We start from the raw sequence: 24,713 nt of genomic DNA, 5'->3' as shown, positions 1-24,713 counted from the left end.
CCGGCAGCGCTAGTCGATCGCGCGTCCGGTGACGGTGGCGAGTTCGCGCACCATGCGGTCGGACACCTGCCCGGTGACCGGCAGCTTGCGTTCGCGCTCGAAGCGCTGGATCGCAGCCGCTGTGTCGGAGCCGACATTGCCGGTCGGCTTCAGCTGGCCGTAACCGTATTCCGTCAGCGCACGCTGAACAGCGGCGACACGGCGCGTATTGGTGATGAGGTCGCCGAGCGGATCAGTGCGGGTTGCATTCGGGATCGCCACCGGCGGGCGTGCCACGGCGCCCGTGGTCGCCGGTGACGCCGGTGGTGCCGGCGCCTTCAGGAGATTGCCGACCGGATCAGCCGCGCGCTGCTCGACGGGCTTGGCGGCGAGCGACGGCTTCGGTTCATTGGCGCTGTTGACCGGCTTGGAATCCAGCATGCGGGAATCGAGCTTGGTGTCCGGCGAAGCAGCATCCAGCGGACGCGGCTTGGGCAGCGGATTGGCGACCTGTGCCGGTGCCGGAAATGCAACGACGGTGCTGGATCCGAACATCGGCGACGGATGATGCCCCTTCTGCAGGAAGATCGCATTGGCGATGATGGCGCTGACCGCCGCGAATGCGATCAACCCGGCGACCATGTCCTTCGGACTATGCAGCAGCACGCGCAGGACGATACCGCGCTCCGCGGGCTCATCGACGATGGCGACGGCGCGGCCGCGTTTGGACTTGGTCGCTTTGGAACTGGCTTTAGGCACTCTTCTTCACCTGATGGGCTTGGTCGGACGGCGCGGTGCGCGCCGCGGGATTCAAGATCGCGATATTGCTGACGTGTTCAGTCTGCGGCGTAAACTCCAGCGGCAGCGCGATTGTGATGGTGGTGCCTTCGTCGATCCGGCTCTGCAACTGCATCTCGCCACCATGCATGCCGACGAGGCTCTTCACAATGGACAGGCCGAGGCCGGTGCCCTCATGGCGCCGCTGATAGGTCTTGCCGGCCTGGAAGAACGGATCGCCGATGCGTGCGAGATCGTCCGATGCAATGCCGACGCCGGTATCACTGACGCGCAGCATCAAGCGTGATCCTTCGACGCCCGCTGCCACGGTAACGCTGCCGCCGCGCTCGGTGAACTTGATGGCATTGGATACGAGGTTGAGCAGGATTTGCCGGAATGCACGAGGATCGCCGTTGACCTCAGGCAGATCCTTCGGCGCATCGGTGATCAGATCGATGCCGTTCTCGCGCGCCTTCAGCGCCAGCAGATTGCAGCAATTGATCAGCGCGGGACGTGGGGCGAACGGCTCCGGCGAAATCTCGAAGTTGCCGGATTCCAGCTTCGACATATCGAGGATGCCATTGACGACTGACAGCAGGTGCTGGCCGGAATCGTTGATCAGCTGGGCATATTCCTTGCGCTTGGTCGCATCGAGCATCATCAGCTCTTCCTGCACCAGCATGTCGGAGAAGCCGATAATGGCATTCAGCGGCGTACGCAGCTCGTGGCTCATGGTGGCGAGGAAGCGCGTCTTCGACGCATCGGCGCGCTCGGCTTCGATGCGGGCCTGCGCCAATGCCTCTTCCTGCAGCTTGCGGTCGGTGACATCGCGCAGCACCGCGACGACTTCCGCATCGGCATTGGGCGACGAGATATCAGCGCCCTGCTCCAGCGGCCGGCAGCGCATCTCGACCCAGATGAATTCGGCGCCAGACGGACGCATGCGATCATTGCCGCGCACAACATCGCGGCGCAGGCGGAATTCGACGGAGCGGGCTTCGCCGCCGCGTGCGGCGTCGGACAGAGCCGTGAGATAGGCCGGGCGATCCGCAACATGGACGCGATCGAACAGGCCATGGCCGAGCAGTCGCTGTGCCGGGGCGCCGACCAGTGCTTCAGCCGCGGGCGAAATGAACTGCACGGCGCCATTGTGACGATGACGCGAGATCACGTCGCTCATATTGCGCGCCAGCAGGCGATAGCGGTCTTCCTCGACATAGAGCAGCGAGACGCTGGTGCGCGCCAGCGACTCCGCGCCGAAGGCCAGACCGGCTGCATAAATGGTGGCGGACGCAATACCGAAGGCCATGAACACGCTATTGCCGGCGACACTGGCTTCGGATGCGGGCAACCAATCAAGGCTGGTCAGCACAATGAGAATGCCGACGCAGGACAGCGCCAGCGCCGATGCAAAGGCAACGATACGGCGCGAAGCCGAGAGCGCCGCCTCGATCGGTACCACCACAAGCCAGATCGCCGCGAACGAATTAATGCCACCGGTGGAGATCGCCATCATCATCACGAGGCCAGCGAGTGCGATGGACGACAACACCTGTGCGCTTTCATAGCGACCGGTGCGCGACAGAAAATATGAAACGAGGATCGGCGCCATCAACCAGGCAAAGGCCGCAACCTCGATCGCGTTCGGCGCGCCGCGCAGCGCGAGATAGACAGGAAAAGCCGCAAAGGCCGCAAGGCTGCCGAGCAGACGCGGCGCCATGAATGCGCGATGACGCGCACTCGTCAGCGCATCGTAGCGCACTGAAGGGTGCAGCATGGCATCAAGGCAGTCGCGAATGATGGTCGATACTGTCACTGGTCTCGCTTCGGCTTGATCGTCAGTTCAGACGCGCCGAAACGCCTCCTTTTATCGTTGCGCCAACGTGTCAGAGCGACATTAAGCGAACGCTAAAGCGCATCCCGTGTTCGCCATGCCTAACGCGTAAGTGCTGATTTAAGAGGAGTTTTCGCATTTCCATTCGCCAACGATGGTGAACGAGTAGTTTCCATCGCCGCGTCCATATGGTTTCGAAAGTGTGCATCCCCAACATCGTGTCGGAAAACGCACGAACAGCTCATCAATGGAAAATTTACGCCAAACCGAATGAAGCGAATTTTCGTCGATTTAACCGCATCGCAAATACTTGCAATTTATCGACTGCTGCTAACTTCGATCCCAATTGCGACAAATCGCAACGGTTCGAAGAGACTAACGGGGTTCGCGATGTTCTTCCTGCTTCGCATGGCATTCTGGCTCGGGCTCGTGCTCGTGCTGCTGCCGAGGGACAAGACGCCGGAATCGGATAAGCTGCCGCAGATCGGCGCTTCCGATGCGGTATCGGCTGCGAGTGCGGCGATGTCCGACATGGCTCAATTCTGCAAGCGCCAGCCGGCCACCTGCGAAGTCGGCGGCCATGCGGCCACCGTGATCGGCGAACGTGCCAAGGACGGCGCGAAGAAAATCTACCAGATCATCACCGAGAAGAAGCCGGATACCACCGGATCGATCGGTGGCGAAGGTGAAAACCAGGGGACGATCGCCATGGTCAAACCCGACACGCTCACCCAGGACGACCTCGCCGCCGAATGGCAGCCACCCACCGCTGTTCCCTAAACGGCTGATTGCGGCGGATAATTACCGCAAACGGCGGTCGCTTTCGGCGCTGTTCGTCCCTATATAGGGCCTGACATTGCTTGCAGGCCCCGATGACCACGATTGACGATATCCGCGATAATTTCGAGCTACTCGAGGACTGGGACGACCGCTACCGGTACGTCATCGAACTCGGGCGCAGCCTCACGCCGATGCCGGATGAGGAACATTCCTCAGCCAACAAGGTCAACGGCTGCGCGAGCCAGGTCTGGCTGTCGCGCCAGGTCGCCCGCGACCACGGCACGCCGGTGCTCAGCTATCTCGGCGACAGCGACGCACATATCGTCCGCGGGCTGATCGCGATCCTGCTGACGCTGTATTCGGGCCGCAAGGCCGAGGATATTCTCGCCACCGACGCCATCAAGGTGTTCGACGAACTCGGCTTCAAGGAACACCTCACACCGCAGCGCTCCAACGGCCTGCGTGCCATGGTCGAGCGCATCCGCCGGGACGCCACCGAGACCCTGGCAGATGCGAACCAGGGCGTGACCCCATAGGCTCGAGCGGCTGCGGGTGCTGCGCCAACGCTCCGCCAGGGATCCACTGATCGGAGTGCAGCTGAGGCCCGTTTACGGGGCTTCAGCCCCAAGCCCGTCCGACCGCGCCCTCGCCTGCAGCCGGGACACCGCCTCGGCCAAAGGAACGTCAGCCTGTGAGCCGTCGCGCTCGCGCAGGCTCACCCGGCCGTCCCTCATCTCGCGCCTACCGACGATAGCCATCACCGGCACCGCCATGTCATGCGCCGCCACGATGCGCCGTGAAAGGGTATCGGCGCCGTCATAGGCAATGGCCCTAATCCCCGCATCCTCGAACGCCGCCACGACGTCAGCGCCGTATCCGGCCTGGTCTTTCGAGATCGGCGCAACCGCGACCTGATCCGGCGACAACCAGAAAGGAAGCACGCCGCCGTGGTGCTCGAGCAGGATCGCGATCATGCGGCCGAGCGATCCGAAGATGGCATGGTGGATCATCAGGGGCCTTGCGCGGCTGCCGTCGGCGGCGATGTAGGACGCGTCGAGCCGCTGCGGGAGAACGCTGTCGAGCTGCACCGTGCCGCACTGCCAGGATCGTCCCAGCCGGTCGCGCAACGCGAATTCCAGCTTCGGTCCGTAGAACGCGCCTTCGCCTGGATTGATTTGAGGCGCGAGGCCGCATTGCCGCGCGGCATCGCCGAGCTTCGCCTCCGACCAGTCCCACGTCGCGTCGTCGCCGGCGCGCACCAGTGGCCGCGTCGCCAGCGCCACTTCGTAGTCGGGGAAGCCGAGGTCGCAATAGACCTCGCCCAGCAAAGCGATGAAGCGCGCGACTTCGTCCTCCACGTCCTGCTCGCGGCAAAACACATGCGCATCGTCCTGCTCGAAGCCGCGCGTCCGCATGATGCCGTGGAGCGAACCGGATGGCTCATTGCGGTGGCAAGCGCCAAACTCGGCATAGCGGATCGGAAGCTCGCGCCACGAGCGCAGCCCCTTGTTGAAGATCTGCACGTGGCAAGGGCACGACATCGGCTTCAGTGCCATCGTCTGCTCGCCGTCGTCGACGCGGAACATATGCTCGCGGAATTTGTCCCAGTGGCCGCTGCGGCCCCAGAACTCCTTCGGCAGCAACTGTGGCGTCCGGACCTCGGCATAGCCGGCTCTGCGCATCTTGCGCCGGAGATAGTCCTCCAGCACCCGGTAGATCGCGTAGCCGCGCGGATGCCAGAACACCATGCCCGGCGCATCGTCCTGCAGGTGCCAGAGTTTGAGTTGTACGCCGAGATTTCTGTGGTCGAGATCGTCCATGGCTGCGTTCCTTACGAGGGAAAAAAGCGCGGACGGGGATCATCAGAAACAGAAAAGGCCCCATCCGTCGCCGGCGGGGCCTTTTCTGGGTGAAGTACGCTTGTCTCTAGCGCGCGCGACCAGAAGGCGATCCGCCGTGAGCGGTCGCCGTGGTGGTCAATGCAGCTGATCGAAGCTTGTTCATGCGCTGTATATGGCGGCAAAACGCGCAGGCGTCAACGCAAGCCGCGTTACGTCGCGGCATCGATGATGCGCGGACCTATGAGCGCGACCAACGACCTGGCCGTCGTCAAGCTCGCATCATTCGCATCTGGCTGCGTGCGATCGACGCCGCGTCCTAGCTCTCGAACGCCGCATCGTCTGCGAGCCAGGTTCGCACTTTCGATGGCTGCCCCCTGACCTCACTGGCGAAGCCGTAGTGCCGCGCGAGGCGATCCAGCGCGAGTTGCAACACGATCTTGGCGGAACGCGCCGGCCAGTTGCGTTCGCGCTCGATGTCTTCGAGGCCACGCAGAAAACAGCACACATCCATCAGAACCCCTGAAAATTCGGGCCCGCAGGCCTCCAGCGCCCGACTGACGCGCTGGCGCGCTGTCATCATGATATCCGTCATCTCGCCGGGACTGCTACCGGCCCCGCGTGGTCGGCCGCCGGTCGGCGCGGCCCAGTTCGCCGTCATGCGCGGCGCCATGTTGCCGCGCGTGAAATCGGCGCGCAGTTTCTCGCCGGCGATGAACTGATGCGGGCTGATCATGCTGCGGCCATCGCGGCCCTTGCGGCGGGCCAGCCAGCCGAGAGGGCTTTCACTGTCATTGACGAGGACGCTGGCGACGCCGTCCTCGGTGAGGATCTGTCGCGTTTCCAGCGACAGATGCTGCGCGCGATGGTGATCGACGCGGTCGGGATGCCTGGTGGTGCTGCGGGATGTCTTCATCGGGGCGACTCCATTTAGGATAATAAGCTCACATCCCGAATGGCGCCGCAAGCAGAAATTTAGACTTTATTCCTTCATGGGCTTTTATTCAAAAGAACCAGTGCCTTCGCACGACCGCTCAAAGCCGCGGCGTTGAGCAAACGGGTTTCCGGCGGCGACCGCGATTGATCCGCGGCCGGCGCGCGCGAAGAGTTCATCGCAGTCCTCGGCCACGACCTGCGGGCAAAGCCCACCCCCGTCGTGCGACAGATCACTTCCAGAATTCGCGGCACGTCATCGATGCGCGGGATGGCCTCAACGTCCGCTTGAAAGTCTCCCGTCATACGCGCCAAGTTCACGTATCGCCTGCCTGTGGTGTCACACACCAATTGCACGTGGCGGGAGATGTATCCCGCATCCTGACGTAGAACTTTCTTCGTCTCCGATTTGTTCTATATTGGTTCCTGCGGATGGAACCTGACTTTATTGCTTAGCTTTACTTGTGCGGATTACTTGCGGGATCACTCGCCCAGATCGCTTGCTCAGGTCACCTGTTCAGGTCACTTGCGCCGGCGGCGCTGCTGACCCAGCCCCATTTTCTTGGCGAGCTGCGAACGCGCCACCGCATAGTTCGGCGCGACCATCGGATAGTCGGCCGGCAGGCCCCATTTCTCGCGATACTGTTCCGGCGTCATCGCGTACTGCGTGCGCAGATGGCGCTTCAACGACTTGAAGCGTTTGCCATCCTCAAGACAGATCAGATATTCGGCGGTCATCGATTTCTTGACGGACACCGCCGGTTTGGCCGGCTCCGCCGCGACCTCCGGCCGGCCGTTCGACACCCGCACCAGGGCGGCGTGAACCTGACCGATCAGCGCCGGCAGTTCGGACGCCGGTGTTGGATTGTGACCGACATAGGCCGACACGATCGTCGCCGTGAGATCGATGAAGCTCTTGCCGGCGATGTCGTTCATGGTCCGTCGTCTTTCAAGGATTGGAGCCGCACTTTACTTGACAATCATGCGGGCATTACAGCCACAAGGGCAATAACAAAGTATAGCGCGCCGGTTTCATTCTGCGTGCAAGATTAGTCGAGATCAGCTGAAAGTGACCGCCAACGGAAATGGCTGAGCGGCGTCAGCCCCTGTTGTCGAGATGCTCGCGCAACTCGTCGATCGAGGCGAAGCGCATCATGCCTTCGGGCATCTGCGCCTCGATGGAGCCGTCGGAATACAGCGAATAGGCCATGCCATCGACGACCCCCGATTTCAACACGGTGACGTCCGGTGCTTGCGGCGGCTCTTCAGCCGGCGTCGGCGGAACGTAGCGATCCGGGATCAGCGCGGCATCGGGCAGCTTGTCGCTTGGCGAGGACGAGGTACGGGCGGCGCGGCGGATCGCGTCGGAGCGCGACCGATCCGGCTGCGGCCAAGCGTCCTCGAAACTCTTCGGCTGCTCGGCGGGCGCCTCCGGCGTCGGCATTGCCGCCTCGAAAGCGGCTGCGGCTTCGGCCCTCTCCCGCTCCCGGCGCGATGACTGGAATAGCAGATTGCGACGCTTCGGCTCCTCAGGCACCGGTGCCTCGGCGGCAGCGGACGCAAGCCGCTCGCGGTCGCGCAGCACTTCGTCCTGCCATGGGGGAACACCTGGCTCCGGAACGGCAGGTCGCGCGGCCGGCTGGTCACGGCTGAACAGCGGGGCCGACGCGGGCGCGTCATCCGCTTCCTCCGCTTCCTCTGCATCCTCCCCCGGTACCGGCGGCAGTTTCAGTTCCCGGCGCGGCAGCCGGGGCGACGGAACCGGTTCATCGATCTCGCCCTGCGGCCCAAACTTCTTCAGCTCGCCGACGGCGAGCGCCATGCTCACCATGATCAGGCCGGTGCAGGCGCCGACCGTTCCAGTCAGGATCAGGGTATTGCCGAAGCCGAATTCCTTGACCGGAATGCCGAAGCCGATCGCGGCAAGGCCCGCCAGAATGACCCCGATCCCGGCAATCAGCAGCAATTTCATAGTCTTCGAACTCCTCGACGGACCACTCGCGAGTCTCGTCATGGGTGCCACGATAGCGTCATATTGCGTGTACCGCCAAACGGCATTTTGCGTTCATCCCTTGTACATCGGCCTGGTGGTAGGTTTTGGGAGAGTTTTCTTCCACCGGAGACAACAGGTTTGGGACAGCCGACGCCGATCTATCCCTAAACGGTAAAGCTTTTACCTTGTCCTGTTTGTTGCAACGCATTAAGAAACTTCAGCCACAATTCTCAATTACTTCAAAAGAGAAGTGCGCTATATGGATGCCGGGGAAACGAGGCTCAAAGAGCGCTAAAGCCGAGCCATTGGGGACACCGGGTTATCCATCGCCATGTCATCGATTACGACTGCGGCCATCGACACGCCAGTAAGGCGCTCGGTGGAACGGACGTGTGACGACCTCGCCATCCTGGCGCTTGTCGTTGTCAGTATCGTCGCAAGCTTCACGTTCCGGGACTATGGTCTCGGATGGGACGACTATACTCACGCTGAATATGCCGATCTTCTATTGAAGATGTACGGGTCGGGCTTCACCGACACCGGCGCTTTGTCGTTTGCAAACCTCTACATGTATGGCGGCGGCTTCGATATGGCGGCCGCGCTGCTGCACAAGATTATCCCGCTGGAGCTGTTCGAGACGCGACGCCTACTCGGCGCGATCGTCGGCGTCATCGGCCTCGGCGTCACCTGGCGTCTCGGGCGCCGCGTCGCCGGCCCCGTGGGCGGCCTCGCCACGCTGCTGCTGCTGGCGCTGTGTCCGACCTTCTACGGCCATATGTTCATGAACCCGAAGGATGCGCCTTTCGCCGTGGCGATGGTCATCCTGATGCTCGGGCTCGTCCGCCTCGCGCAGGAGTATCCGAATCCGTCGCCGCGCACGGTCCTGATCCTCGGCCTCGGCGCCGGCTGCGCGATCGGCTGCCGCATTCTCGCCGGCCTCACGCTGATCTACGCAGTGATCGGTTTCATGCCTCTGTGGATCGAGGATGTCCGCACCAATGGCGTGCGCGAGAGCGCGCACCGCTTGCTGCATGTGCTCTACGTGCTGCTGCCGGGCCTCGCTTTCGGCTATCTGATCATGGGCCTGATCTGGCCGTGGTCAATTCTCGAGCCCGCCAATCCGCTGCGCGCACTGGGCTACTTCTCTCACTTCTTCGAGAAGCCGTGGAAGGAGATGTTCGACGGCGCGATGATCTCGGTACCGGACATGCCGTGGTCCTATCTGCCGACGCTGTTCGCGCTGCAGCTTCCGGAAGTGCTGCTCAGCCTCACCTTCGGCGGCATCGCGCTGACCATCATGTCGCTGTCGCGCGACACCGTGCCGGCGCGTCGCAAGACCATCCTGTTGATGCTGACCTTTGCCGCCACTCTGCCGCTGGTGATCGCCATGGTGAAACGCCCGGCGCTGTATAACGGGATCCGGCATTTCATCTTCGTGCTCCCGCCGATGGCCGTGCTCGGCGGCGCGGCTTTCGCGGCGCTGATGGATTGGCTGCGCGTCAATCATCGCGGCGCGCAGGCGGCTGCCGTCGCCGTGTTCTCCTTCGGCCTGATGCTGCCGACGGCCGAGATGATCCGGCTGCATCCGTATCAGTACACCCACTTCAACTACATCGCCGGCACCGTTCGCCAGGCCGATGCGCTGTACATGCTGGACTATTGGGGCCTTGCGCTGAAGCAGGCCTCCGATGCGCTTCGCGAGCAGATCGTCGAGCGCCAGGAAAGCCCGCCGGTCGGCCGCAAGTGGAAGGTTGCCGTCTGTGGCCCGCAGCGTCCGGCACAGGTCGCCCTCGGTCCCGACTTCACCATCGGCTGGGACAGCCAGTCGGCCGACTTTGCGATGACGCTCGGCGAGTTCTACTGCAAGGGCCTCACCGCCCCCGTGATTGCCGAGATCAAGCGCGACGACGTCGTCTTCGCCAAGGTCTACGACATCCGCGGCAGCAGCATTTCGAGCCTGCTCGCGATCCCCGCGCCGTAAAATTCTGCGTTAGTACTAAGTTCCAAGTTTTCGTCATGCCCGGCCTTGTGCCAGGCATCCACGTCTTGGCGACCATGAAAGGCGTGGATGGCCGGGACGTCTAGCGAAGGTCGCTTCGCGCCGCCCGGCCATGACGACTCTTGTTGTTCATGGCCTGTGTCGGCCCGCGTCGTTGACTAACGCGCCGCCTGAAACCTGATGTCGCCGCTGTTCAGGAAACACGTCTTGCTGAACAGGCCCAGATCGACAGGATTCGGCAACCGCACATCCTCCAGATCGGGATACGGCTTCACGGCGGGGTCATAGGACCGATGAATCTGCGAGATGAAGACGAAGATCAGCCCGCGTTCCCTCGCGAATGACTGCAGCGCGCGCACCTGCACCATCAAGGCCGGGTTCTCGCGCTTCTGATCGAGCAGTTGCAGATAGTCGATCACCACAAGCGTGCCGCGCGGCGCATCCGCCAGTTTCCGGGTGATGTAATCGGCGCTGATGTCGTCGGAATTGTCGAATTCGAACAGAGTATCGAAACGCCCCCGCTCCACGCCGATGGCACTGAAACGGTCCAGCACGTCCTTTTCGCTGTATTCCAGCGAAAAGAACACGCTGCGATGGCCGGATTGCATCGCCTCCACGGCGAGCTTCAGGCTCATCAGCGTCTTGCCATGGCCCGGGCGCGCGCCGACCAGCACGAGATCGCCAGGAGACAGTTGTTCGAACAGTTTCGCGGCAGGTGTCACCGAAGACGTCCGCGCCACGAGCAAGCTCCAGGCAGCAAAGCCTTCTCGCACGGCGATCCGATCAAGTGCCTCGTGCAGCGGAATGTTATCGGCGCGGGAGAGAAGCCTGGCCTTGCGCTTCAATTGATAAACAGGCGCAGAAAGACGCATTGTGAGAACCTCCTGGTGCGAGCGTTGTCACAACCCCTCCTTATGCTTGATGCTCGAACAGTTGGTTCGGTGATCAGAGAGCCCGGTATGATCGATACTTTCCCGCTGGAGGGGGGAGGCGTGGGCCGCGCCAGAATCAGAGTGTAGCGCAATCCCCTCCCCGGCGAAATTGCCTATCCCCAATCGCCCGCCATCAATTCTCCCTCTTCGCCCGCGAATGACACGCCATGATGATCAATCGACGAACATTGCTGGCGGCTGCGCCGGCGCTCATGGCCTGGCCGGCCTTTGCCAAGGAAGCGGCAAAGGACGCGCCGGCAGCGTTGCAAGCTTATGAACGCGACACCGGCGGCCGGATCGGTGTCTATGCCGAAAACCTGAAGACGGGCGCAAAGATCGCGTGGCGCGCCCATGAGCGCTTCGTGATGTGCAGCACGTTCAAGGCCTCGCTCGCCGCCTGCGTGCTCGCCCGCATCGACCGCGGCGAAGACAAGCCCGATCAGATGATCCCCTATGCCGCTGCCGACCTTCTGCAATATGCACCGGTCGCGCGCGACAATCTCGCCAAGGGCGCGCTCTCGGTCGCCGACATGTGCAAGGCCATCGTCGAGCTCAGCGACAACACCTGCGCCAACATGCTGCTGGCGCGCGTCGGCGGTCCGGCCGCCCTCACCGCCTTCTGGAACAGGACCGGCGACAGCGTCTCGCGCCTCGATCACAACGAGCCGTTATTGAACCGCTCACGACCCGGCAATCCGCAGGACACAACCACACCCGCCGCGATGGCCGGCAACGTCAAACGCTTCGTCACCGGCAATGTGCTGACGCCCGCGTCGCGAGATCAGCTCACCGACTGGATGGTGAACTGCAAGACCGGCGACAAACGCCTGCGCGCCGGACTCCCCAAGACATGGAAGATCGGCGACAAGACCGGCAATAACGGCAAGGACGCCGCCGGCGACATCGCCGCGACCTGGCCGAAGCCGGACCAGCCCGTCGTCATCGCCGCCTATACGCAGGGCGGCACGCCGACGGCTCCGCAATTGGAGACGGTGTTCAAGGCGATTGGCGAGATGGTCGGGCGGCAACTGGGATAGGCTGCGTCGTCGGCACAACATCTGGCTTCCGGCGCGACATCGTTCCGACGACAATCCCGCCAAGAATCATGGCCATCGAGGCGATCAGCGACAGCTCGATCGCCTCGCCCAGCACCAGTGCGGAGATCGCGACGCCCATTACCGGCGTTGCCAGCAGGCCGAGCGACGTGATGGTCGCCGGCAGGCTGCGGTTGATAATCACCATCGCCCAATGCGCCAGCGCCGTGCCGAAGATCCCGCCGAACAGCAATGCGCCAACCAGTTCGCGCGTCCATGCGATATCAGGGACACCTTCGCGGATCAGCGCCAGCACTGTCAGCAGCACGCTTGCGAGCAGCGCCTGCCAGAACACCAGTTGAAACGGCTCGGAGATCCAGCGGTGGCCGCGGACATAGACGATGTTCGCCGCCCAGCACAAAGCCGCGAGCAACAGCAGCCCGCTGCCGATCAGCGCGTTGCCGTTGCTCCAGTCGAATGCCGACGGGTTGAACATGACAGCGATGCCGGCAAGCCCGAGCACGATGCCCGCGAGACGTTCTCGCGGAACGGGTTCGCGCAGCAGCAGCCACGCGGCGGGCGCGACCCAGAGCGGCGTGGTGTAGCCGAGCACGATGGAGCGCCCGACCGGCACAAATTGCAGGCCGAAGGCAACCAGCACCGAGAATAGGCCCATATGCAGCACAGCGACACTGACAATCACAGGCATGTCACCGCGCCGCGGCACGATGAATTGCCGGCGCGCCAGCGTAATGGCTGCCAGAGCAAGCGTGGCAATCACGGCGCGGATGGCCACCGACCACAGCGGCGAAATGTGCTGCACCAGAAATTTCGTCAACGTCCAGTTCAGCCCCCACATGGTCACGACGACGGCAAACAAAAGCAGCGCTGTGCGGCGCGACAGGGGATGTTCGGACATGGCTTCATCTCACGGCTTCGGTGCATGGCGCACTCGACAGATCGAGGACACTAGGTTTTACTGGCCCCAATCAAAGATCCATTCCACTAAAAATGACTGAGCCAGTTTGATGGGCGACATTCTCGCGGGGCTGATCGATATCGCGCGCGGGTCCGAGAGCGGCGAGACGTTGACGCGGCAGCTCTATGATCAGCTCCGCGCGGCGATCCTGAGCGGCGCGCTGCCGCCGGGCCATCGCCTACCGTCGAGTCGCGACTGCGCGCTGCAGCTCGGCCTCGCGCGCAACACCGTCTCCGTGGTCATCGATCAGCTGGCCATGGAAGGCTATCTCGATGTCGCGCAGGGACGACGCCCGACGGTGGCTGCCGCCGAGCGCAAGGCGTTGCTGACCGGGGGCAACATTGCAGCCAAGAAAGCGAAGCCGCTCGGTCTGTCGCGCTGGGCCGAGCGCGTGCGGAAGTCAGACTGGCCATTCATCCACAAGGGCCGGCCGCAGCCACTGGCCACGGTGCTCGCAGATAGCCGGCTGTTTCCCCATGACATCTGGGCACGCTGCCTGCGCCGCGCGGCACGGCGCGCGCCGACCGGCGATCCCGCCATCAATCGCGCATCGCTGCGCACCGCCCTGCTCCGCCATCTCACCGAACATCGCGGCGTCAGGGCCGAAGCGCGGCAGATCATCATCATGCCGTCGGCGCAGGCTGCGCTCGAACTCATTGCCCGCGTGCTGCTCGATACCGGCGATCTCGCCTGGGTCGAAAGCCCCGGCTATGGCGGCGCCCGCGCGGCGCTGGATGCCGCTGGAGCCACTGTGCGCGGCATTGAGCTGGACCGCAGCGGCCTCGCCTTCAGGGGCCGCCGCGATCGCCCGCGTCTGATCTTCGTCACGCCGTCGCATCAGCATCCCACCGGACGGCTGATGCCTGTCAGCCGTCGGCAACAACTGCTCGGTTTTGCAAACGAGATCGGCGCGGCGATCGTCGAGGACGATTACGATAGCGAATTCCACTATGACGGCCGCCCTGTCGCCGCCCTGCAGGGCCTCGATGACAATGGCCGCGTGTTCTATGTCGGCACCTTCTCGAAATCGATGTTCTCGGATGTGCGCAGCGGCTACGCCATCGTGCCGCCGGACCTCGCCGATCTGTTCGAAAAGGCGCAGCGCCACGGCAGCCATATCGTGCCAGCGCCGGTGCAGGACGCGCTGGCCGAATTCATCGACGACGGTCACTTCGCGGCGCATATCCGCAAGATGACACGTGTCTATCGCGGCCGGCGCGATCACCTGCTGCAGGCGCTGCGCGCTCATGCCGGCGATCACCTGACGATCGAGCCACCGGCCGGTGGCATGCAGCTGCTCGCTTTCCTGGATCCGCATCGCGACGACCGCGCCATTTCGGCGCGGCTTGCCGAGCTCGGCGTCACGGCTCGGGCGCTTTCCATGCATTTCATCCCACCGGCCAGCGCCCCGGGATTGTTCCTAGGTTTTGCCGCCTGGAACGAACAGGAGATCGACAAGGCTGCCGCCATCATCGGGCAGGTCCTGCGCGACACCGCCACGCCGCGCGGCCGTTCCGACAAGGCACCGAAGCGGCCGAAGGGCTGACGCTGTCCTATACAGCCGCGAGCTTCTTCTCGACGGCCAGCGCCGCCGGCAGCGGTCGCCATAGCACCGTCATTTCCTGTATGAGGCCGGCGTCGTTCAGACGCCAGTAGTCGACGCCATCCAGCTGTTCCGTTCCGACGGTGATACCGAAGAAGGCGGACACGTGTTCGGGCCCCTGCGGCACTTCGCGGAAATCGAAACTGTCGACGACACCCAGCAGCGCTGTCACCACCGGACGGATTGCCGCCTTGCCCTTGAATGGCTCGGCCGCGAGCGGCGTCTTCAGCACGATGTCGTCGGCCATATGCGAGAGCATGGCATCGAGGTCTTTGCGCTGCATCGCTTGGGTAAATGCATGGATGTGCGTGAGGTTCATGGTTATGATCCTTTCGATCATATTAGAAGCGGCTTGCGCAACTCACTCCGCCGCTGTCGGCACGATGATGCCAAGCTTCGTCGCGACGCGTTGTGCGGTGACCTCGCGTTGCGCGGTGATCTTCGCCACCGACTGACGGGTCTGCGCCAGCACCGTCGCCGGTGCGGTTTCGGGCGTGCCGCTGTTAAACGGCGGCTGTGGCGCATATTCCATGAACAGCTGAATTCCCTGCGCCACCTCGTCGCCGCGCAGTTCTGCAGCCAGACGCAGCGCGCCATCGATGCCCGACGTCACGCCGGCGGCGAAGATCCAGTCGCCGTCGATCACCACGCGCTCGTTGACCGGCGTTGCGCCAAAATAGCGCAGCAGATGAAACGACGCCCAATGCGTGGTCGCGCGGCGACCCATCAGCAATCCCGCAGCGCCGCAGATCAGCGCGCCGGTGCAGACCGAGAAGACGCGCGCATGTCCGGCCTGTGCGCGGATCCAGTCGAGCACGACCGTATCGTCCATCAGCGCCTCCTGACCGAAGCCGCCGGGCACATGCAGCACGTCGAGCTGGGGCGCGTCGCCAATGGCGGCATCCGGCGTAATACGGAGCCCCCTGTAGTCGCGCACGGGATCGGTGGTCTTGCCATAGATTCGATAGGTCGAATTCGGGATCCGCGACAGCACTTCGAACGGGCCGGTGAGATCGATCTGGTCAAGCCCCTCAAACAACAGCGAGCCGATCTGGAGATGTTGGTCTGGCGGGATCATGGAATGCTCCAAGCATTTGTGAATGGACAAGGTGATCCTAGCCCGGCACACTCTGGCGGAAATGCCAAAGACCCCTCGTTCTCCGCCAAACATCGGCTCGACGATCCCGCGCGCCATCGACGTCCTGGCGTTCCCGATGGTGCAATTGCTCGACGTGTCCGGCCCGCTGCAGGTGTTCGCCTCGGTCAACGAGATCATGCAGCGCCAGGGCAAGCCCGCGCCCTATGTGCTGCGCGTGATCGCGCGCGGCGGCCATAGCGTCACCGCCTCTGCCGGCCTCGGACTGGCGGCAAGCGATCTGCCGCGCCACGCCGAGCCGATCGACACGCTGCTGATCGCCGGCGGTCCCGGCGTCCACGCCGCAGCGTCTGATCCCGCTATGGTCGCCTGGGTGCGCAAGCGCGCGGCCAAGGCGCGGCGCACCGCCTCGGTCTGCACCGGCGCCTTCCTGCTCGCCTCGACCGGCCTACTGGACGGCCGCCGCGCCGCCACCCATTGGTCCTGGTGCGCCGAACTCGCGCAGCGCTTTCCTGACGTGCATGTCGAGGCCGATCCGATCTTCGTGCGCGACGGCGCGTTCTGGACGTCAGCCGGCGTAACCGCAGGAATCGATCTCGCACTGGCATTGGTGGAGGAAGACCTCGGACGCAGCGTCGCGCTCATGGTGGCGCGTCACCTCGTGGTGTTTCTCAAGCGCCCCGGCGGCCAGTCACAATTCAGCGCGGCATTGTCGCTGCAGACCGCGGACGACAAGTTCGGCGCGCTGCATGACTGGATCGGCAAGCATCTCGCCGACGAGATCTCGCTGCCCATGCTGGCCGAACAGGCCGGCATGAGCGAACGCAGCTTCAGCCGGCACTATGCGGACGCCACCGGCATCACGCCCGCCCGCGTCGTCGAGCAGTTGCGCGTCGAAGCCGCGCGGCGGCTGCTCTCGGAAACCAAACTGCCGGTGAAACGCATTTCGCAACGCTGCGGCTTCGGTTCCGAAGAAACCATGCGGCGCAGCTTCCTCCGACTGCTTTCTGCTACGCCACAGGATTATCGCGCACGTTTCAGTTCCTGACGGCAATCGATTGCATATTCCTCTGCGATCACGGTTGCGTGACGCCCCCGAAAGAATACGCCGGCGACGGAATATACAAGACACGACTGCGTCTATTTCCCCGAATGCATCATTCACAGCGAATGCCTCATTCGCAGCATGCAGCAGAAAGGGATCGTCGCTTGCCACAGTTCCATAAATTACGACTATCCGCCCTCCTGATATCCATTGCCTGTCTCGGCAGCGCATTTGGGCTGCATGCGCAGTCCGCCGCGCCTCCGGACGAATCCGCGTTCCTGGCCGAAAACAATGCTGCCATGGACAAGATGATGGCAGACATGAACGTCAAGCCGACCGGCGATGTGGATGTCGACTTCGCCGCGATGATGATTCCGCATCACCAAGGCGCCATCGATATGGCGCTCGCCCAGCTGCGCTACGGCAAGAACGAACAACTTCGCCGCATCGCGCAGGAGATCATTGTCGAGCAGCAGCAGGAGATCATCGCCATGCGGATGGCGCTCGGCCAACCGCTGCCGCCTTCGGCACCGGCACCAACGCAGGTGTCATCGCCGACGCCGTCCGCGACCACGGCGAAAGCCCCCACCCACAATCACTCCGCGATGTCGCATGACGCGATGTCATCCATGAAGAAGTAGGACTTCACCATGCAACGTCATTTTGTTTTCGCGACCCTGCTCGCCACCACCATGCTCGCTTCCTCGGCTATTGCAGGCCAGGCGCCGGGCGCGGCCTCTGATGCCGATATTCCGGTCAGCCACCGCGACCGCATCTATGCGGCCGAGCAATTCTCCAACACGGTATCGGTCACCGATCCCGCCGATAACAAACTGCTCGGCGTGATCCGTCTCGGCGATCCCCAGCCCGGCAATTTCAGCCCGCTCTACAAGGGTCAGGTCTTGGTCCACGGCATGGGCTATGCGCCCGACCACAAGACCATCGCCGTGGTCTCGATCGGATCGAACTCCGTCACCTTTATCGACACTGCGACCAATGCCGTGAAGCACACAATTTACGTCGGCCGCTCGCCGCATGAGGCATTCTATACGCCTGATGGCAACGAGATCTGGGTCACCGTGCGCGGCGAGGACTACGTGTCGGTGATCGATGCCAAGACCTATCAAGAGAAGACCCGCATCAAGACGCCGAACGGCCCGGGCATGCAGATCTTCTCGCCCGACGGCAAATACGGCTATGTCTGTTCGTCCTTCAATCCGGAGGTCGACGTCATCACGGTCGCCGATCGCGCCATCGTCGCGCGCGTGAAGCAGGAAAGCCCGTTCTGCCCGAACATCGCGGCAACACCGGACGGCAAGCAGGTCTGGTTCACGCTGAAGGACACCGGCAAGACGCAAGTGTTCAATGCACAGCCGCCATTCGATCTGATCAAGACCATCGATACCGGGCCGATCACCAATCACGTCAACTTTGCGCACAACGCCAAAGGCACTTTCGCCTATGTCTCGATTGGCGGTCTCAACGAGGTCAAGGTGTTCCGCACCGACAATTTCGAACAGGTCGCCACTGTCCCGGTCGGCAATCTGCCCCACGGCGTCTGGCCTTCGGGCGACGGCAGCCGGATCTATGTCGGCCTTGAAAACGCCGATGCGCTGGCGACGATCGATACGATGACCAACAAGGTCATTGCCAATGTGCCGATCGGCCAGGCGCCGCAGGCGATCAACTATGTGCCCAATGCTGTCCCTGAAGGCGTGGCCGGCACCGAGAAGCTGCAGCCGCTCGGCGTCGCCGGACAGACCGCGCATCTCACTCTCGCTCCGAAAGGCGCGAAGGCCGGTGACAGCGCGCCGACCAGCGTGTCGCTGTTCGATCAGGGGCTGATCCAGGTGTTCCAGGCCGCAGCCACGGGCCTGCAGCCGAAGAAGCCTTATGTGCTGGGGCTGGCCGAACATGCCGATGGTCGCGGCCCGATCCAGCCGCTCTCGGCCTTCATGACCAATCCGGCAGGTTCGGCCATCGTTAATGCCGCCGGACCGATCCGGCAGCTTGTCCTCGGCGACAGCAAGGCCCAACGCCGCTATCTGGTCATTGCGGAGGGCACGCCGGCGCAGCCGGGCGGTGTCGTCCAGCTTCAGGCGCACTGATCGGTTCACATGCGATGTCGCCTCCCCGAGGCGGCATCGCTGACACGGAGCACATCGCAAGGTAGCGACCATGAACGACATGCTGCGCCAGATCGAACCATTGATCCCCGCATTGCGGCGCTATGCGCGCACGCTGCTGCGCGATCGCGCCGGCGCCGACGATCTCGTACAGGATTGCCTCGAACGCGCCGTCAGCAACTGGAGCCAGCGCCGGGATGACAATCCGCGCGCCTGGATCTTCACGATCCTGCATAACCTCGCGATGACGCGGCTGCGCAGCAGTGCCAGCCGGCCGCGCCATATCGCCATCGACGACGCACAGGAGGAGACGTTCGCCCGCGCGCCATCGCAGGAGGACGGCTTACGCTATCGTGAATTGCTGGAGGCGGTGGCGCGCTTGCCCGAAGATCAGAGGTCGGCGCTACTGCTCGCCACCGTCGAGGGGCTGAGCTACGCGGAGACGGCCGGCGTGCTCGGCGTGCCCATCGGCACCGTGATGTCGCGGCTGTCGCGCGCCCGTGAGCGGCTATTGAAAGAGAGGGACGGCCACCGGGGAGCGCAGCCCGTTGCGCAGTTGCGGAGAGTGAAATGAGCGCCCGTCCCATCACCGAAGAAGACCTGCATGGTTTCGTCGATGGCGTGCTGGCGCCTGATCGCATTGCGGAGGTGCAAGCCTATCTCGACACGCATCCCGATGCGGCCCAGCGCATCGCCGGCTATGCCGGCCAACGCAGCATGTTGCGCGCGGCATTGGCGCCGATTGCCGAAGAACCATTACCGCCCGATCTCGATCTCGCGCGCATGATCGCACAACGAAGCCGGCCGCGCCCCAACTCGCGCTGGGCCTTCGCTGCTGCGGCCGTCGTGCTGCTGGCGCTCGGTATTGCCGGTGGCTGGACGCTGCGCGGCCCCATCCTTGCGCCGCAGGAAGGCATCGCCGCCGTCGCGCAGGAGGCTGCGGACAATTACGCCGTTTATGCACCTGACAAACTGCGCCCGGTCGAGCTGCGCGCAACGGATCGCGCCGAACTGGTTGCCTGGACCGCGCAACGCCTTGGTCGTCCGGTCGCGGTGCCGGACCTCGCCGCCTCCGGCTATCGCTTCATGGGCGGACGCATCGTCAGCACGGCGCACGGACCGGCCGCCCTGTTCATGTATGATGACGATCGCGGAACGCGTCTGGTGATGTTGACGCGGGTGATGCGGGGCGCCGATCACAATGCACCCATGACGCCGCATGGCAGCGGCTCGATCAATGGCTTCGCCTGGGCCGACAATGGGCTCGGCTACAGCCTCGTCGGCCCGGCCGCACTTGACGCGCTGCACCCCATCGCCAACGACGTGCGCCGACAATTGTCGCGGAACATCTGAACCGTCACCGCAAAGAATAAATGGCTCGATTGCGGCGACGTTGCAGCATGATCACGCGCGTTTCAGTTCGCGAGTGTCGCGTTCGGGCCTTTGCGTGCTCTTTGCGGCACGCGGAAAGCATGTCTGCCGCGCAAACCGTCTGGCTTGCTGCCGCAACAGGGCGGGATTAGGCTGGCATCAGCCAAACGCCAAAACACTGCCAGTCAATCCGGGAGCACTCAACATGTCACCAGCCGAAGCCCGCCTCAAGGAAGTGCCATCGCATATGAGCGAGGGCGAATGGGGCCAGCGCGTCAATCTCGCCGCTGCCTATCGCCTCGTTGCGCTCTACGGCTGGGACGATCTCATCGACACCCACATCTCCGCCCGCGTGCCCGGCCCCGACCATCACTTCCTGATCAATCCCTATGGCCTGATCTTCGAAGAGATCACGGCATCGTCGCTGGTCAAGGTCGATCTCGACGGCAACCAGCTCTCCGAAAGCGAATACAGCATCAACCCGGCCGGCTTCACCATCCATTCGGCAATCCACGAAGTGCGCGAGGACGCCGGCTGCGTGATGCATCTGCACACGCCGGACGGCACCGCAGTGGCCTCCTGCATGGAGGGCCTGCAGCCCCTGAACCAGACTGCTCAGCTCGTGATTCCGGAACTCGCCTATCACGACTATGAAGGCGTCGCACTCGATCACGACGAGCGCCCGCGCCTGCAGAAGGATCTTGGCACCAAGAACGCCATGCTGCTGCGCAATCACGGCACGCTGACCGTCGGCCGCTCAGTCGCCTCGGCATTCGAGCGCATGTATTATCTGGAACGCGCCTGCACCATGCAGGTCCGCACCCGGATGCTCGGCCCGACCGCCTATCCGGTCGACCAGATCGTGATCGACAAGAACGCCGCGCTGGTGGGCAACCCCGACAAGGCCGAATTGCGCTCGACCAAGCTGGTCTGGCCGCCGATGCTGCGCAAGCTCGACCGCCGCGATCCGTCTTACAAGACCTGAGATTTGGTGCTATAGAGAGGTTACATACCTCTACACAGTGATTCAAAACGCCGTCCAATTCCGGACGGCGTTTTTTTACGCGTCAGCCACACTCGTCATTCCGGGACGTGTGCGGCGGCAGCCGCACGCGAACCCGGAATCTCGGCATGAGAGTCTCCGATAGAGAGCTAGGCCACATCGGGATTCCGGGTTCAGCCCCGTCGCCTGCGGCGTCGGTTCTGCCCCGGAATGACGAGCCTGGGATCACGGCCGCATAAACGCAAAGTCCGTGTCGGGATCGCAATTATCGGCAACGAAATGCAGCTCCGACTGCACGTCAGTCGCGCTCCTGGTTTCGAGATATTTCGAGACCACGAGATTCACCAGGGAGCGGCAGACGCTATCCTGATCGACCCCGGCGGCCTGCGCTGCCGCCATCGCGGCAGAGAAATGAGTATTGGCGATTTCGGATGCAGACACGGCGTTCTCTCCCTTTGTTATTGTTGAACCAAGAAACCGTGACGCTGCATTTGATGTGCATCAAAGCGCCACCGCACACTCATCATTCCGGGGCGCGAGCGCCACTTGGCGATCGCGAACCCGGAATCTCGACATCGGAATCTCCGACAGTGCCAGGCTACATCGGGATTCCGGGTTCACCCGCAAGAGCGGGCGCCCCGGAATGACGAACGCGCAGCTTACTTCTTCACATCCGCCAGCGCCGCAATGATCCGCGCCCACGACCTGATGCCCTTGTGGAAGCTCTTCAGGTCATACTTCTCGTTCGGCGAATGGATATTGTCGTCGTCAAGGCCGAAGCCGATCAGCAGCGAGTCCAGACCGAGCGTGCGCTTGAAATCGGCGACGATCGGGATCGACGCGCCGGAACCGATCAGTAGCGCCTGCTTGCCCCATTCGTCGGTCAGCGCATCGCGGGCAGCCGCCAGCGGCTTCATGTTCCAGTCGAGCGCAATCGCCGGCGCGTTAGAGTGATCAAGAAACTCCGCGGTGCAATCGCCCGGCAGTTGCGACGTGACGAACGCGCGAAACGCATCGCGGATCTTGCCGGGGTCCTGGCCTTCGACGATACGGAACGAAACTTTGGCCGACGCATGAGAGGCGATTACGGTCTTGGAGCCCTCCCCCGTATAACCGCCCACAATGCCGTTGATGTCACACGTGGGGCGGGACGTGATCTGTTCGATCAGTTCTCGGCCTTTTTCGCCTGCGGGGATCGACAGGCCGATTGGTTTCAGGAACGTTTCCGCGGTAAGACCAAGGCCTTTCCACTGCGCCAGAATATCGGCCGGCAGATCCTTCACACCATCATAGAAGCCGGGAATGGTGATGCGGCCATTGTCGTCATGCAGCTTGCCGAGAATATTGGTCAGCACGCGGATCGGATTGCGCGCGCCGCCGCCATAGATGCCGGAATGCAGATCGCGGTTGGCCGCAGTGATCTTCACCTCTTCATAGACGAGCCCGCGCAGCGACGTGGTGATCGCCGGGGTGCTCGGGTCCCACATGCCGGTGTCGCACACCACCGCGAAATCGGCGGCGAGATCCTTCTTGTTGGCTTCGAGGAACGGCACGAAATTCTTCGAGCCGACCTCCTCCTCGCCTTCGATGCAGATGGTGAGATCGATCGGCAGCGAGCCTGTGACATTCACCCAGGCCCGGCAGGCTTCCACGAAGGTCGAAAGCTGGCCCTTGTCGTCCTGCGCACCGCGCGCAACGATGATGTCGCGGCCATCGGCATGTTTGGTGACGACCGGTTCAAACGGCGGACGATGCCACAGGTTCAGCGGATCGACCGGCTGAACGTCGTAATGACCATAGAACAGAACATGCGGCCGCTTGCCGGTGTTGCCCTTGGCGGTGGCGACGATGGCGGGATGGCCCGCCGTCGGCCGTACCTCGGCGTTGAAGCCCAGGCTCTCGATCTCACCGGCCAGATGCTTTGCCGCCGCCTTGCAGTCCTCGGCGTAAGCCGGATCGGCGGAAATCGACTGGATCCGCAACAGCGCGAACAACCGCTCCAGAGCCTTGTCGAAATCGGCATCGACGCGATCGAGAACGGATGCAAGCTGCGTATTGGACATGAGCGAATTTCCTTAAGCGTGATGGTCCGGAACTTCGGTGGAATCTAGCAGCACCGGCGGGTGGTGCATATGCCAGATCAATCCGCCTGCGAGGATGGCCGTTGCCAGCAGATTATTGCCCCAGGCCTGCAGCATCGCCGGGAATACCGGGATCGACAGCGCCATCAGCACGCCAATGATGCCAAGCAGCCACCATGTCCCGGTCCGTACATTCGGCCTGGGATCATCGGCGGCGCGATGCATCAGCACCGTGAGCGGCAGGAACAGCCACATGAAGTAATATTGCCGCGCCAGCGGCGATGCCACCGTCATCAGGCAGAACAGGATGCCGAGTTCTTCGGCACGTGAGCGCGGCGTGAGTTTCGATCGCGGCAAAAGCGACCAGATGAAGCCGAGGCCGATCAGACCTGACACCGCGAGCACGATCAGGTTCGCGGTTTTGTAGCTGACATCGATCACGTTCATCGTGGCCGATCCACGCTTGCGATCATCCTGGAAATAATCGATCGGCCGCACCAGACGATGCGTCATCGCGATGATCGACTGATTGACCCAGGACCAGTTCTGTTCGTCGCGCTGGCCGAAGCCTTTCTCGGAGCTGGAGCCAACCATTTCGGTGTACCAGGTCTTCACCTCGGCCGCATTGCGTTCGAAGCCGCGAAACGGCGCCGGCACGACATAGAGCAACAGCAGCGTGCAGATGATCATGCTGGCCGAGGCCGCCCAGTGCCGCCGCCAGATCAGATAGGGTAGCACCGCCACCGGAAACACCTTGATAGCGGTTGCCAGCGCGAACATGCTGCCGCCGAGCCACGGCCGATCCTTCTGCATCCACCAGAAGCCGAGCAGCATCATCGCCAGCAGCACGAGATTGGGCTGGCCGAGATCGTACATGTCGAACACGAAGGTGATGGTCGCAAAGCCCGGCAGCGCCGCAAGCCACGCCGCCGGAATTTTCTTCGAGCCGGTCATGGCATTGGACAGCTGGCTGGTGATCGCCCAGGCCGCCGAATTCAGGATCGAGAGCAAGAGATAAAGCGGGACCTTGCCGAACCAGCTCGGGAGCGCCAGCAAGACCGCGGACAGCGGTGGATAGATGAAGTCCAGCGCCCCATTGGTCTTCGCCTCATAGAGCGGCGCACCATACAGCACCTGCCGCCCAGCCCAGAACCACAGCGCGTAGTCCTTGGTCTTGCCGTTGCCGAAGATTTCCGGAACGAGCACATCCGCCGTCAGCAGGACGCAGGTGATCAGGAACAGCACGTCGAGCGGCTGCCGCAAGGACGGCCACCGCAAAACCGGCATTTCGCCGTCACTTTTCGTCACTT

Annotated in this window: 24 protein-coding genes; 11 read left to right on the top strand and 13 right to left on the bottom strand. The window is 63.1% G+C overall.

The window, feature by feature from the left end; translation table 11 throughout:
- Nucleotides 1–9: 9 nt before the first annotated feature.
- Nucleotides 10–738: a peptidoglycan-binding domain-containing protein gene (locus tag SFY93_RS15405; RefSeq protein WP_320443725.1), complete on the bottom strand. Its 729-nt coding sequence runs from the start codon at nucleotides 736–738 to the stop codon at nucleotides 10–12.
- Nucleotides 731–2,533, bottom strand: coding sequence for a PAS domain-containing sensor histidine kinase (locus SFY93_RS15400; RefSeq protein ID WP_320447779.1), 1,803 nt, complete (start codon nucleotides 2,531–2,533; stop codon nucleotides 731–733). Before SFY93_RS15400 ends, SFY93_RS15405 begins: the two co-directional genes overlap by 8 nt.
- Nucleotides 2,534–2,980: 447 nt before the next feature.
- Between SFY93_RS15400 and SFY93_RS15395 the strand changes: the two genes are divergently transcribed.
- Nucleotides 2,981–3,370: a DUF5330 domain-containing protein gene (locus tag SFY93_RS15395; protein ID WP_320447778.1), complete on the top strand. Its 390-nt coding sequence runs from the start codon at nucleotides 2,981–2,983 to the stop codon at nucleotides 3,368–3,370.
- A gap of 92 nt (nucleotides 3,371–3,462) precedes the next feature.
- Entirely contained in the window at nucleotides 3,463–3,906 is a 444-nt protein-coding gene (locus tag SFY93_RS15390; protein ID WP_068734257.1) for a SufE family protein, read from the top strand.
- A gap of 72 nt (nucleotides 3,907–3,978) precedes the next feature.
- Here the strand turns inward: SFY93_RS15390 and thrS are convergent, their stop codons facing one another.
- From thrS to SFY93_RS15370, 4 genes are all read right to left on the bottom strand, one after another.
- The gene (gene thrS / locus SFY93_RS15385; protein WP_320443724.1) at nucleotides 3,979–5,190 is read right to left on the bottom strand and encodes a threonine--tRNA ligase; all 1,212 of its coding nucleotides are present in this window, start codon (nucleotides 5,188–5,190) and stop codon (nucleotides 3,979–3,981) included.
- A 337-nt stretch (nucleotides 5,191–5,527) separates the two neighbouring features.
- Nucleotides 5,528–6,124: a DUF6456 domain-containing protein gene (locus SFY93_RS15380; protein ID WP_320443723.1), complete on the bottom strand. Its 597-nt coding sequence runs from the start codon at nucleotides 6,122–6,124 to the stop codon at nucleotides 5,528–5,530.
- A gap of 539 nt (nucleotides 6,125–6,663) precedes the next feature.
- The gene (locus SFY93_RS15375) at nucleotides 6,664–7,077 is read right to left on the bottom strand and encodes a Ros/MucR family transcriptional regulator (protein WP_068734265.1); all 414 of its coding nucleotides are present in this window, start codon (nucleotides 7,075–7,077) and stop codon (nucleotides 6,664–6,666) included.
- Nucleotides 7,078–7,240: 163 nt separating this feature from the next.
- On the bottom strand, nucleotides 7,241–8,113 hold the full coding sequence (locus SFY93_RS15370; protein WP_320443722.1) for a hypothetical protein: 873 nt from the start codon (nucleotides 8,111–8,113) through the stop codon (nucleotides 7,241–7,243).
- A gap of 352 nt (nucleotides 8,114–8,465) precedes the next feature.
- Here SFY93_RS15370 and SFY93_RS15365 point away from each other — a divergent pair, with 352 nt between their 5' ends.
- Entirely contained in the window at nucleotides 8,466–10,115 is a 1,650-nt protein-coding gene (locus tag SFY93_RS15365) for a glycosyltransferase family 39 protein (protein WP_320443721.1), read from the top strand.
- Nucleotides 10,116–10,291: 176 nt separating this feature from the next.
- Here the strand turns inward: SFY93_RS15365 and SFY93_RS15360 are convergent, their stop codons facing one another.
- Nucleotides 10,292–11,005: a DNA helicase gene (locus tag SFY93_RS15360; RefSeq protein WP_320443720.1), complete on the bottom strand. Its 714-nt coding sequence runs from the start codon at nucleotides 11,003–11,005 to the stop codon at nucleotides 10,292–10,294.
- Nucleotides 11,006–11,232: 227 nt separating this feature from the next.
- Between SFY93_RS15360 and bla the strand changes: the two genes are divergently transcribed.
- Nucleotides 11,233–12,102, top strand: coding sequence for a class A beta-lactamase (bla, locus tag SFY93_RS15355; RefSeq protein ID WP_320443719.1), 870 nt, complete (start codon nucleotides 11,233–11,235; stop codon nucleotides 12,100–12,102).
- On the opposite strand, the gene SFY93_RS15350 is transcribed toward bla, so the two are convergent.
- Nucleotides 12,062–13,018 (bottom strand): DMT family transporter, encoded by a 957-nt coding sequence (locus SFY93_RS15350; protein WP_320443718.1) that lies wholly within the window; start codon nucleotides 13,016–13,018, stop codon nucleotides 12,062–12,064. The genes bla and SFY93_RS15350 overlap by 41 nt on opposite strands.
- A gap of 109 nt (nucleotides 13,019–13,127) precedes the next feature.
- Here SFY93_RS15350 and SFY93_RS15345 point away from each other — a divergent pair, with 109 nt between their 5' ends.
- Nucleotides 13,128–14,624 (top strand): MocR-like pyridoxine biosynthesis transcription factor PdxR, encoded by a 1,497-nt coding sequence (locus SFY93_RS15345; protein ID WP_320443717.1) that lies wholly within the window; start codon nucleotides 13,128–13,130, stop codon nucleotides 14,622–14,624.
- Nucleotides 14,625–14,631: 7 nt separating this feature from the next.
- Here SFY93_RS15345 and SFY93_RS15340 read toward each other — a convergent pair whose 3' ends face one another.
- A complete protein-coding gene (locus SFY93_RS15340) occupies nucleotides 14,632–15,000 on the bottom strand; it encodes a nuclear transport factor 2 family protein (RefSeq protein WP_320443716.1) in 369 nt (122 codons plus the stop codon).
- A 42-nt stretch (nucleotides 15,001–15,042) separates the two neighbouring features.
- A complete protein-coding gene (locus SFY93_RS15335; protein ID WP_320443715.1) occupies nucleotides 15,043–15,759 on the bottom strand; it encodes a DJ-1/PfpI family protein in 717 nt (238 codons plus the stop codon).
- A gap of 61 nt (nucleotides 15,760–15,820) precedes the next feature.
- Between SFY93_RS15335 and SFY93_RS15330 the strand changes: the two genes are divergently transcribed.
- The 6 genes from SFY93_RS15330 to SFY93_RS15305 all read left to right on the top strand — a co-directional run bounded on the left by SFY93_RS15330 (nucleotide 15,821) and on the right by SFY93_RS15305 (nucleotide 21,304).
- On the top strand, nucleotides 15,821–16,825 hold the full coding sequence (locus SFY93_RS15330; protein WP_320447777.1) for a GlxA family transcriptional regulator: 1,005 nt from the start codon (nucleotides 15,821–15,823) through the stop codon (nucleotides 16,823–16,825).
- Between the two features lie 161 nt (nucleotides 16,826–16,986).
- A complete protein-coding gene (locus tag SFY93_RS15325; RefSeq protein ID WP_414716923.1) occupies nucleotides 16,987–17,463 on the top strand; it encodes a DUF305 domain-containing protein in 477 nt (158 codons plus the stop codon).
- Between the two features lie 9 nt (nucleotides 17,464–17,472).
- On the top strand, nucleotides 17,473–18,930 hold the full coding sequence (locus SFY93_RS15320) for a YncE family protein (RefSeq protein WP_320443714.1): 1,458 nt from the start codon (nucleotides 17,473–17,475) through the stop codon (nucleotides 18,928–18,930).
- A gap of 70 nt (nucleotides 18,931–19,000) precedes the next feature.
- The gene (locus SFY93_RS15315) at nucleotides 19,001–19,522 is read left to right on the top strand and encodes a sigma-70 family RNA polymerase sigma factor (RefSeq protein ID WP_320443713.1); all 522 of its coding nucleotides are present in this window, start codon (nucleotides 19,001–19,003) and stop codon (nucleotides 19,520–19,522) included.
- Nucleotides 19,519–20,301: an anti-sigma factor family protein gene (locus tag SFY93_RS15310; RefSeq protein WP_320443712.1), complete on the top strand. Its 783-nt coding sequence runs from the start codon at nucleotides 19,519–19,521 to the stop codon at nucleotides 20,299–20,301. Before SFY93_RS15315 ends, SFY93_RS15310 begins: the two co-directional genes overlap by 4 nt.
- Before the next feature lie 223 nt (nucleotides 20,302–20,524).
- A complete protein-coding gene (locus SFY93_RS15305) occupies nucleotides 20,525–21,304 on the top strand; it encodes a class II aldolase/adducin family protein (RefSeq protein ID WP_320443711.1) in 780 nt (259 codons plus the stop codon).
- A gap of 243 nt (nucleotides 21,305–21,547) precedes the next feature.
- On the opposite strand, the gene SFY93_RS15300 is transcribed toward SFY93_RS15305, so the two are convergent.
- The 3 genes from SFY93_RS15300 to SFY93_RS15290 form a co-directional block, all read right to left on the bottom strand.
- Nucleotides 21,548–21,763, bottom strand: coding sequence for a hypothetical protein (locus tag SFY93_RS15300; protein ID WP_068734286.1), 216 nt, complete (start codon nucleotides 21,761–21,763; stop codon nucleotides 21,548–21,550).
- A 218-nt stretch (nucleotides 21,764–21,981) separates the two neighbouring features.
- A complete protein-coding gene (locus SFY93_RS15295) occupies nucleotides 21,982–23,385 on the bottom strand; it encodes a M20/M25/M40 family metallo-hydrolase (protein WP_320443710.1) in 1,404 nt (467 codons plus the stop codon).
- A 12-nt stretch (nucleotides 23,386–23,397) separates the two neighbouring features.
- A complete protein-coding gene (locus SFY93_RS15290) occupies nucleotides 23,398–24,690 on the bottom strand; it encodes a glycosyltransferase family 87 protein (protein ID WP_320447775.1) in 1,293 nt (430 codons plus the stop codon).
- Nucleotides 24,691–24,713: the final 23 nt, after the last annotated feature.

Origin of the sequence: Tardiphaga sp. 42S5, from assembly GCF_034044155.1 — a bacterium.
Lineage (GTDB): Bacteria > Pseudomonadota > Alphaproteobacteria > Rhizobiales > Xanthobacteraceae > Tardiphaga > Tardiphaga robiniae.
The sequence above is the reverse complement of the archived record's forward strand: the minus strand, read 5'-3'. Positions and strand labels throughout refer to the sequence as shown.

Bases quoted from the DNA above. Each gene is read 5' to 3' on its own strand.
- SFY93_RS15400 (WP_320447779.1), bottom strand. From the start codon at position 2,533: ATGCTGCACCCTTCAGTGCGCTACGATGCGCTGACGAGTGCGCGTCAT.
- SFY93_RS15395 (WP_320447778.1), top strand. From the start codon at position 2,981: ATGTTCTTCCTGCTTCGCATGGCATTCTGGCTCGGGCTCGTGCTCGTG.
- SFY93_RS15390 (WP_068734257.1), top strand. From the start codon at position 3,463: ATGACCACGATTGACGATATCCGCGATAATTTCGAGCTACTCGAGGAC.
- thrS (WP_320443724.1), bottom strand. From the start codon at position 5,190: ATGGACGATCTCGACCACAGAAATCTCGGCGTACAACTCAAACTCTGG.
- SFY93_RS15380 (WP_320443723.1), bottom strand. From the start codon at position 6,124: ATGAAGACATCCCGCAGCACCACCAGGCATCCCGACCGCGTCGATCAC.
- SFY93_RS15375 (WP_068734265.1), bottom strand. From the start codon at position 7,077: ATGAACGACATCGCCGGCAAGAGCTTCATCGATCTCACGGCGACGATC.
- SFY93_RS15370 (WP_320443722.1), bottom strand. From the start codon at position 8,113: ATGAAATTGCTGCTGATTGCCGGGATCGGGGTCATTCTGGCGGGCCTT.
- SFY93_RS15365 (WP_320443721.1), top strand. From the start codon at position 8,466: ATGTCATCGATTACGACTGCGGCCATCGACACGCCAGTAAGGCGCTCG.
- SFY93_RS15360 (WP_320443720.1), bottom strand. From the start codon at position 11,005: ATGCGTCTTTCTGCGCCTGTTTATCAATTGAAGCGCAAGGCCAGGCTT.
- bla (WP_320443719.1), top strand. From the start codon at position 11,233: ATGATGATCAATCGACGAACATTGCTGGCGGCTGCGCCGGCGCTCATG.
- SFY93_RS15350 (WP_320443718.1), bottom strand. From the start codon at position 13,018: ATGTCCGAACATCCCCTGTCGCGCCGCACAGCGCTGCTTTTGTTTGCC.
- SFY93_RS15345 (WP_320443717.1), top strand. From the start codon at position 13,128: ATGGGCGACATTCTCGCGGGGCTGATCGATATCGCGCGCGGGTCCGAG.
- SFY93_RS15340 (WP_320443716.1), bottom strand. From the start codon at position 15,000: ATGAACCTCACGCACATCCATGCATTTACCCAAGCGATGCAGCGCAAA.
- SFY93_RS15335 (WP_320443715.1), bottom strand. From the start codon at position 15,759: ATGATCCCGCCAGACCAACATCTCCAGATCGGCTCGCTGTTGTTTGAG.
- SFY93_RS15330 (WP_320447777.1), top strand. From the start codon at position 15,821: ATGCCAAAGACCCCTCGTTCTCCGCCAAACATCGGCTCGACGATCCCG.
- SFY93_RS15320 (WP_320443714.1), top strand. From the start codon at position 17,473: ATGCAACGTCATTTTGTTTTCGCGACCCTGCTCGCCACCACCATGCTC.
- SFY93_RS15315 (WP_320443713.1), top strand. From the start codon at position 19,001: ATGAACGACATGCTGCGCCAGATCGAACCATTGATCCCCGCATTGCGG.
- SFY93_RS15310 (WP_320443712.1), top strand. From the start codon at position 19,519: ATGAGCGCCCGTCCCATCACCGAAGAAGACCTGCATGGTTTCGTCGAT.
- SFY93_RS15305 (WP_320443711.1), top strand. From the start codon at position 20,525: ATGTCACCAGCCGAAGCCCGCCTCAAGGAAGTGCCATCGCATATGAGC.
- SFY93_RS15295 (WP_320443710.1), bottom strand. From the start codon at position 23,385: ATGTCCAATACGCAGCTTGCATCCGTTCTCGATCGCGTCGATGCCGAT.
- SFY93_RS15290 (WP_320447775.1), bottom strand. From the start codon at position 24,690: ATGCCGGTTTTGCGGTGGCCGTCCTTGCGGCAGCCGCTCGACGTGCTG.